The 8,385-nt window shown below is 42.3% G+C and carries 8 protein-coding genes; 6 read left to right on the plus strand and 2 right to left on the minus strand.

Going from position 1 to position 8,385, the window contains the following annotated elements; translation table 11 throughout:
* Positions 1 to 277: 277 nt before the first annotated feature.
* The 4 genes from pncB (at position 278) to ACM44_RS14290 (ending at position 4,628) form a co-directional block, all read left to right on the plus strand.
* Positions 278 to 1,456: a nicotinate phosphoribosyltransferase gene (gene pncB / locus ACM44_RS14275; protein WP_048500736.1), complete on the plus strand. Its 1,179-nt coding sequence runs from the start codon at positions 278 to 280 to the stop codon at positions 1,454 to 1,456.
* A gap of 78 nt (positions 1,457 to 1,534) precedes the next feature.
* Positions 1,535 to 2,299 (plus strand): DUF5995 family protein, encoded by a 765-nt coding sequence (locus tag ACM44_RS14280; protein ID WP_221247281.1) that lies wholly within the window; start codon positions 1,535 to 1,537, stop codon positions 2,297 to 2,299.
* A gap of 50 nt (positions 2,300 to 2,349) precedes the next feature.
* Positions 2,350 to 3,864, plus strand: coding sequence for a DNA recombination protein RmuC (rmuC, locus tag ACM44_RS14285; protein ID WP_048500737.1), 1,515 nt, complete (start codon positions 2,350 to 2,352; stop codon positions 3,862 to 3,864).
* On the plus strand, positions 3,861 to 4,628 hold the full coding sequence (locus tag ACM44_RS14290) for a TrmH family RNA methyltransferase (RefSeq protein ID WP_183325405.1): 768 nt from the start codon (positions 3,861 to 3,863) through the stop codon (positions 4,626 to 4,628). The genes rmuC and ACM44_RS14290 overlap by 4 nt, the downstream gene beginning before the upstream one ends.
* A 49-nt stretch (positions 4,629 to 4,677) precedes the next feature.
* Here the strand turns inward: ACM44_RS14290 and ACM44_RS14295 are convergent, their stop codons facing one another.
* Entirely contained in the window at positions 4,678 to 4,995 is a 318-nt protein-coding gene (locus ACM44_RS14295) for a hypothetical protein (protein WP_407637861.1), read from the minus strand.
* 145 nt (positions 4,996 to 5,140) lie between these two features.
* Between ACM44_RS14295 and ACM44_RS14300 the strand changes: the two genes are divergently transcribed.
* Both ACM44_RS14300 and ACM44_RS14305 read left to right on the plus strand, forming a co-directional pair.
* Positions 5,141 to 6,307: a hypothetical protein gene (locus ACM44_RS14300; RefSeq protein WP_048500738.1), complete on the plus strand. Its 1,167-nt coding sequence runs from the start codon at positions 5,141 to 5,143 to the stop codon at positions 6,305 to 6,307.
* A complete protein-coding gene (locus tag ACM44_RS14305) occupies positions 6,294 to 6,875 on the plus strand; it encodes a hypothetical protein (RefSeq protein ID WP_048500739.1) in 582 nt (193 codons plus the stop codon). Before ACM44_RS14300 ends, ACM44_RS14305 begins: the two co-directional genes overlap by 14 nt.
* Here the strand turns inward: ACM44_RS14305 and ACM44_RS14310 are convergent.
* Positions 6,812 to 7,399: a 5-formyltetrahydrofolate cyclo-ligase gene (locus ACM44_RS14310; RefSeq protein ID WP_048500740.1), complete on the minus strand. Its 588-nt coding sequence runs from the start codon at positions 7,397 to 7,399 to the stop codon at positions 6,812 to 6,814. The two genes, ACM44_RS14305 and ACM44_RS14310, sit on opposite strands and share 64 nt — an antisense overlap.
* Positions 7,400 to 8,385: the final 986 nt, after the last annotated feature.

Raw genomic sequence — 8,385 nt, forward strand, 5'->3', positions numbered from 1 at the left:
CGACCACGCACTCATCGTCCGGAGGACGATATATGATTAACCATAAGATTCATCTGATGGATTGACGAGCGGCAACTACACATAGGCATCGTCCGGAGGACGACATGTGATTATCCATAAGATTCATCTTATGGAACTTAGGCCGCACAGTACTTCCGCTCGCATAGCGGCACGTGACTCCAGTCCAAATGAGCATCATTTCGGGATTACCCTGCCATCATTCTTTTTACCCCATTCTTTATTTTGAATTTTCTAAATTTGCTTAAAACCATTTTTCATGTATGAAGTCCGCCTAAAATCAATACTCGACAACGATTTTTATAAGATCACCATGCAGAACGCAGTGATCAAACAATTTCCCAACGAGAAGGTCAGATACCGGTTCATCAACCGCGGCGAACACCATTTCCCGGAAGGCTTTGCAGCGGAATTGCGGAAATTGGTCAACGCCATGGCAGAACTCAAGCTGACGAAATCTGAAAAGCAATACCTGAAAGAAACCTGTCCGTACCTGGATCTACCTTATCTGGATTTTCTTGCCGGTTATCACTACGATCCCGCAGAAGTCCATATCTCCCAATCCGGCACAGACCTGGAAGTCACGGTGGAAGGCGAATGGTACCGCACCATCCTGTGGGAAGTTCCGCTCCTGGCATTGATTTCCGAGCTTCATTACGAGATGAAACACCTGGAAAGAGATACCAATGAAGTGGTCATCCAGCGGACCATGGAAAAAGCCGAACAGCTCAACCGGCTTGGGGTGACTTTCGCGGAATTCGGGACGCGCCGCAGACATTCCTATGCTGTTCAGGATCTGGTGGTGGATGCACTGGTGAAGACCGAAAACTCCACGCTTATCGGCAGCTCCAATGTGCACTTTGCCATGAAATACGGCGTGAAGCCGATCGGAACCCACGCCCACGAATGGTTCATGTTCCATGCCGCGGAATATGGATTCAAAATGGCGAACGCGCTTTCGCTGGAACATTGGGTAGATGTGTACCGCGGCGATCTGGGAGTGGCACTTTCGGACACCTACACCACGGATGTCTTCTTCCAGCAGTTCGACAAAAAATTCGCAAAACTATTCGACGGAGTGCGGCACGACAGCGGAGATCCGATCGAGTTTGCCAACAAAACCATAAGACATTACGAAGAAAATGGAATCAACCCCCTGTTCAAATACATCATCTTTTCAGATAGCCTGAATCTGGAAAAAGTGGAAGAAATCACCAACGCCTGCAAAGATCGGATCGGAATTTCTTTCGGAATCGGAACGAACCTGACCAATGATGTCGGTCTGAAACCGATGAACATTGTGATGAAGCTCATTGCCGCGAAATCGAGCCATGGCGACTGGACGCCCACCGTGAAACTGTCTGACGAAAAAGGAAAATATACCGGTGACCCCGAAATGATTGAGCTGGCCAAAGCATTTTTGAAGATTCCCGGCTAAAAGGATCATCCGATGCACGACCCCATCATATCCTATTTCCTTGGAAATTTTTAATTTTAAAAACTAAAAACATTGCACATGAAAACCATTCAAACCATCGAGGAAGTCCTGACACAAATCGATGAAATTATTTCCTGGAGCCGTCAAAACGAAAGTCCCGTTGGTTATTTTGCCTCTACCTATCGGATCATGACCGCCCAGGTTTTAAAAGGCATCCAGACCAAAAAATTTGAGGACAATTCCAGAATGACCATACTGGATATTGCATTTGCAAAACGCTACCTGGAAGCCTGGAACAGCTATCGCAATGGAAAAAGATGCTCCCACGCTTGGCGCATTGCCTTCGAAGCAGCTAAAAACCAGAACCTGCTCATCCTTCAACATATTTTTTTGGGAATGAATGCACACATCAACTTGGATTTGGGAATTGCCGCGGCCTCCATCATGCCGTACCGCAGCATCAATCCTTTGAAAAATGATTTCAACCGAATTAATGAGGTGATCGCTTCCATCAATCAAAACGTGCAGGATTCTTTAAACCGCATCATCTATCCGGTTCACCTCATTGACCAGGTAGCTGATGGAAAAGATAATGCAGTTTTAGATTTCTGCATTTCCAAAGCGCGGCAAACTTCTTGGACGACCGCCGTGATATCCTCCAACACTCCAAAATTTTTGCAGGACTCTGTAACCGCTGTTGTCGATTATGCCACTGCCCAAGTTGCCACCCAAATACTGAATCCGAAGCTACTTACGCCCGCACTTTCCAAAGCACTGAAAAAATATGAAAGCAGCGATGTGAAAAAAAACATCGAAATCCTAAGCAGTACCAAAAATATCTAGTTGGTCCATCTAATTGCGCTTCCCCTATTTTCTTTTCGTATTTTTGAAAAATGGAAATCACCACACTCTTCATTGGATTCATTTTCGGCGCAATTCTCGGCGCCGTGGTTCTCTATTTTATGCTAAAATCCGGAAATGTGCCAAGAAAGGATTTTGAAGAACTCAACAATAACTACATACGCACCAGTTCCGACCTGCAAAATTCTAATCAGAAAATCAGCGAACTGAATGAGCATTTCGAACAGGAAAAAAATCTCACTAAAGAACTTTATGAGCTGAAATCTGCACTGGAAAAGGATATCGCGCAAATCAACGCGGTCAATGATTCCCAGACTCAAAAAATCAACGAGCAGCAAAGGGACCTCCAAATACAGACCGAAAAAATAGACGCCCTCAGTGCGGAGAAACAAAATCTGATCGCCATCAAATCTGAACTGAGCGCCCAAAACGAAAGCCTCCAAAAAAGATTCGAGGAACAAAAAGAGGAAATCATCAAACTCCAGGAAGCCGCGAAAAATGAGTTTAAAAACCTGGCGAACGAAATCCTGGACGAAAAAACCAGGAAGTTCACCGAAACCAATAAAGAAAATCTGGATTTACTCCTGAAACCATTAGGAGAAAACCTGGAAAGTTTTAAGAAAAGGGTCAACGAAGTCTATGAGCAGGAGACTCGCGAACGCAGTTCGCTGAATACCGTCATTAAAATGATGATGGACCAAACCAACAAAATCAGCCAGGAAGCCAACAATTTGGCAACTGCGTTGAAAGGTCAAACTAAAACACAGGGCGATTGGGGCGAAATGATTTTGGAAAGAATTCTGGAAGATTCCGGATTGACGAAAGACCGCGAATATTTCACGCAATACAACATTAAGAACGAGCATGGCGAAAATCAAAGGCCGGATTTTGTGCTGCAACTCCCCGGAAACCAGCTGGTGATTATCGATTCCAAAGTTTCGCTCAATGCTTATGAACGAATGGTTTCCGCCGAAAATGAAGAGGACCGAAAAGCAAATCTACAGCTTCATATTGCTGCGGTGAAAAAGCACATAGACACGCTTGCCCAGAAAAGGTACGACAATCTTAAAGAAGCACTGGATTTCACGATCATGTTTATTCCCGTGGAACCCGCGTTTCTGACAGCGGTGCAATACGATCCGAATCTGTGGAACTATGCCTACAAAAAGCATATCATTCTTTTGAGCCCCACGAATTTAATCGCCTATCTGAAACTGATCTCCGACGTCTGGAAAAGGGCAGACCAAAACCGAAATGCCGAAGAAATCGCAAGACAGGCAGGAGCGCTGTTCGATAAGTTTGAGGGCTTTGTCGCTGATCTGCTTAAAATTGGCAGAAAAATGGATGATGCAAAAAGTGACTACGAAAATGCAATGAAAAAGCTATCCACCGGAAGAGGAAATTTGGTTGGAAGTGTGCAACGAATCAAGCAATTGGGTGCATCCACCAAAAAGCACCTCCCCGAATCCCTTTTGGAACGTGCCAATGACCAGTCAGAAATCAGTTTGTTTGACGAAGAAAACGAAAATACAGCATCCGAATCATGATGATAGAGAGTCCGCAAAACGACAAGATCAAATACCTTGTGCGATTAATTTCCGATAACCGTTTCCGGAAAAAGTCCGGCGTTTTCACGGTGGAAGGAAAGCAGGAAAATGAGCGGGCATTGCATTTCGGCTTTGAAGTGCAGGAATTTTTCATTTGTGAGAGTATTTTCAACGAAGATTTCCCGAAAGGAAAAATCAGTCTGGTTTCGGAAAATCTATATGAAAAAATCTCCTACCGCGGAACATCCGAAGGCATCATCGGAATATTTAAAGCCAAAACCAACTCACTGAAAGATTTTAAACCGAAGGCAGATTCGTCGGTCATTGTAGTGGAAAGTGTGGAAAAGCCCGGAAATCTCGGTGCTATTTTACGGAGCTGTGAAGCCTTTGGAATCGACGCGGTGATCATCACCGACCCCAAAGTGGATTTCTTTAATCCCAATGTGATCCGCTCGAGTGTTGGATGCCTGTTCGGAATGAATGTTTTCCAAAGTGACAATGAGGAGCTCTATGAATTTTTGCTTCAAAACAACTACCCTATTTTCACCACTTTGATGGATGAAAGCGCAGAAGATCTTCAGACAAGGGATTTCAGACAGAAATCTGCCCTGCTCTTCGGAACGGAACATTCCGGATTGAGCGATTTCTGGATTGGGAAGGGAGCCAATACGCTGATTCCGATGGCCGGAACCATTGATTCCCTAAATTTAAGCAATGCGGTGGCGATCAGCTGCTACGAAATATTGCGGCAGAAAAGGGCATAAAAAAACCGCTTCTCTGGGAGAAACGGTTGTTTTTAAAAGCTGTTACTAATTATTTAGTAGCTTCTTTAGCATCTTTAGCAGCTTCTTTAGCGTCAGTTGCAGCACCTTTAACAGCTTCTGTAGTAGCAGCAGCAGCGTCAGTTGCAGCACCAGCAGTAGCAGTAGCAGCAGAATCAACTACAGCAGCAGCAGAATCAACTACAGTTGCAGCAGAATCAACTACAGCAGCAGCTGCAGAATCAGTTGTTGAAGCGTTTTCTACAGACTCAGATTTGTTACAAGCTACAAGAGCTACAGCAGCGATAGCAGCTACGAAGAATGACTTTTTCATAATAAAATTAAATTTAATTGTTTTGTTTGTTTTCAATTTCGATTGTTCTGTTCAATCATTTGAACGGGACAAAGGTATAGCAGCAAATAAATTTGTTTCCGAAAATTAATTGTAATATATTTGTAAAATTGTTTTACAAAAAAACATAATTGATAATCAACTGATTATATAAACCTGCCCATTGAGCGATTTAGATTTATTACACTTCGAACAGCTAAAAAAAGAGGTCCAAACTCAGTATTTAGAAAACCATACCCCTTCCGACGAAGATATTTCGAAGTGGAAAGGGATCGACATCATTTACTTTCAGGAAGATCTGAGGAAAAGAGCAAAAGGAAACATCTCTGAAAAATCTTTTTACACCTATTTCAAAACTACACCCATCACCAAGTTGCCGCGGATAGATATGCTGAATATTCTCAGTGCTTATGCGGGTTATATGTCCTGGTACGACTTTAAGAAAAATCATCTCTTCGCGGATGAAATTCTGGCAGATTATGAAGATCTGAACGATGATCAGCTCAAAACACCGGAACGGACGGTTGAAAACTCCGCTTCGAAGGAAGTGCCGGAGAAAAATTCCGAAAGCAGTGCAGCAGTACCACTGAACACCCCTGAAAACCTTCCCGAAAAAATTGATTTACAAATTTCAAATACTGATAATCAAATTATTAAAGAAAATACCGCTGAGTTTTCCACTTATGATACCACAGAGCAAAAATCCACTTTTACCCTATTGAAAAAGTATCTTTGGCTGGGTATTTCTGCGATTTTGGCTATTTCCGTTGGACTTTTGGGTTTTAAAGATGAACTTTTCAGCAAGAAATTCTATTACAGCTTTATCGATGCAGACCGAAACTCAAAAATCAACGCGGAACTGCAGGTCCAGATTTTGAAAGACAACGAGTCGCCCATCCTTTATGTGGCAAAACCCAACGAACCATTTGTATATACCACGAAATCTAAAAAACTGACGATGGTGGTTTCGTCGCCTTACTACCGTACAGACACTATTTACAGAAATCTGGAAACCGCTCCGGAAGCCGAAAACATAGAACTGAAACCGAATGATTATGCGATTATGCTGTTTTATTATTCGAAATCCATTACGGATCTAAAGAAGAAACGGGAAAGGCTCAATTACCTGATCAGCGACAATGCCTTGATTTATCAGGTTTACGACAATGAGACTTATGGGGTGGAAACTATGGATAAGCAAAGGTACATCAACCTGGTCACTTTGCCATCAACATCGCTGGAAAACCTGCAAGTCATTGAAACCAAGGATGACAAGGCAGGAAAAATCAACATGATCAAATTTAAAATCGCAACCGATGAGAAGAAATAATTTAGTGCTGATTCTGTTTTCTCTGCTAATCTTTATGGCAGCCTGCAACAAAGAATCCAACGAATTGTCTGACCTTCAAAAAGTGAGAAACAACAATAACAAAAAAACTTATCCGGTTACCAAAATGGACAGCGCACAAGCGATTTCGTTCATCACCAAGCAGAAAATCCAGGAATTGCTGGATTTATCCACGCTTTATACTGCGGGAAACCGGGATACAGAAATTGATTCCGTGATTTATGCCCAGATGAGGAGCTATTTTGCGGAAAAAGATTCGGACAAATTAAAACCGATCCTGAAACAGCTGGACAGTTTCAAGGTGAAAACCGCCAAAGTGGGCAATATCGAGGTCACGAAGGAAATCATAGGGAATGACACCCTGGATTTTGCAAAATTCGACGTGGATTATTATGACAACCGGGATAGACTGATCGGGAATTTCCGAAAAAATGTGCAATACACCCTGAAGCTTTCTCCTGTGAAATTTAAAAAAGAATTCACCTTCTACTTTGTGGATTTCGATGTGAAACCACGGAAAGACAGTACTTCGGTAGGGGTCACCAAATAGTTGAGCGGCACATCCCTTTCGATCAGATCTTCGATTTCTTCTTCCGGATCAAAAAAACCGACCCCAATTCTTAGGGCATCTTTACTGATGGTGGAAAAAAAACCATCGTAATAGCCTTTTCCATAGCCTACCCGATTTCCATGGCGGTCACAATACAACAATGGGGTGAGCACGAAATCAAAGTCTTTTTCACCGGAATCCTGATTGCTTGCCGGCTCGTCAATCCCCCATGAACTTCTGATGAGCGGAGTTTCCTCCGTAATTTCAACAGAAATCATTTTCTTCTGTTCAATTTTAGGGACAAACACCCGGATATGGTTTTTGAAGAAATAATTCAGGAAAAGCTTGGTGTCCACCTCGCCTTTTTCAGGAATAGATAAAAAAACATGAACTTTCTGATTCTCAACAGGTTTAAATCGGGCAATGAAATTTTGAAAGATTTTTTTTGAAAAATCAATCACTTCATCCTGAGATAAGGATTCCCGCTTTTGTAGGTATTCTTTTCTGATTTCGGATTTTGTCATTTGGATGAGATTAATAGCCAAGAATGCATGAATAGAAAATCACTGCATTTATGGCTACAATTTACGAAAAAGATAGCATTCCTACGGAGGCCGATTTGTGTAGGCTAATTTGTTCTACACAGATAAAACTCCCATGGAATTTCTGTGGATTCATCAGATCTTTCAAACTTCTTTCACCGAAATTATCTTCACCGGACAAGCCTTCGCCGTCTTTACTCGGAACTCGAAATTAAAAGACAACGTAAAATTAATACCTACTACCATAAAATCAAGCAATCAAAGCATCCGCCGAAAGCGGAAAAAAAGCGCTCTTAATCAGTCCGCCGTGGCGGACAAAACTTTGCCCCTTAAAAATAGGAGCAGTAAAAAAAAACTTTGCGTGATAAACAAAAATCATGGCCTGCAATTGCATTAGACAGTCTTTTTTCCAAAAATGGTCCTGATTAAGTCTACACTTCTTTCACCGAAATAATCTTCACCGGACAAGCCTTCGCCGTCTTTACTCGGAACTCGAAATTAAAAAATAACGTAAAATTAATGCTTACTACCTTAAAAGCAATCAAAGCATCCGCCGAAGGCGGAAAAAAAGCGCTCTTAATCAGTCCGCCGTGGCGGACAAAACTTTGCCCCTTAAAAATAGGAGCAGTAAAAAAAAACTTTGCGTGATCAGAAAAAACATCGTCTGCAATAGTATTAGAGATCCATCTTTCCAGAATTACACTTGATCAAGTCCCCTACACTTCTTTCACCGAAATAATCTTCACCGGACAAGCCTTCGCCGTCTTTACTCAGGACTCGAAATTAAAAAATAACGTGAAATTAATACCTACTACCATAAAATCAAGCAATCAAAGCATCCGCCGAAGGCGGAAGAAAAGCACTCTTAATCAGTCCGCCGTGGCGGACAAAACTTTGCCCCTTAAAAATAGGAGCAGTAAAAAAAAACTTTGCGTGATAAACAAAAATCATGGCCTGCAATTGCATTA

Origin of the sequence: Chryseobacterium koreense CCUG 49689 (assembly GCF_001045435.1) — a bacterium.
Classification (GTDB): domain Bacteria; phylum Bacteroidota; class Bacteroidia; order Flavobacteriales; family Weeksellaceae; genus Kaistella; species Kaistella koreensis.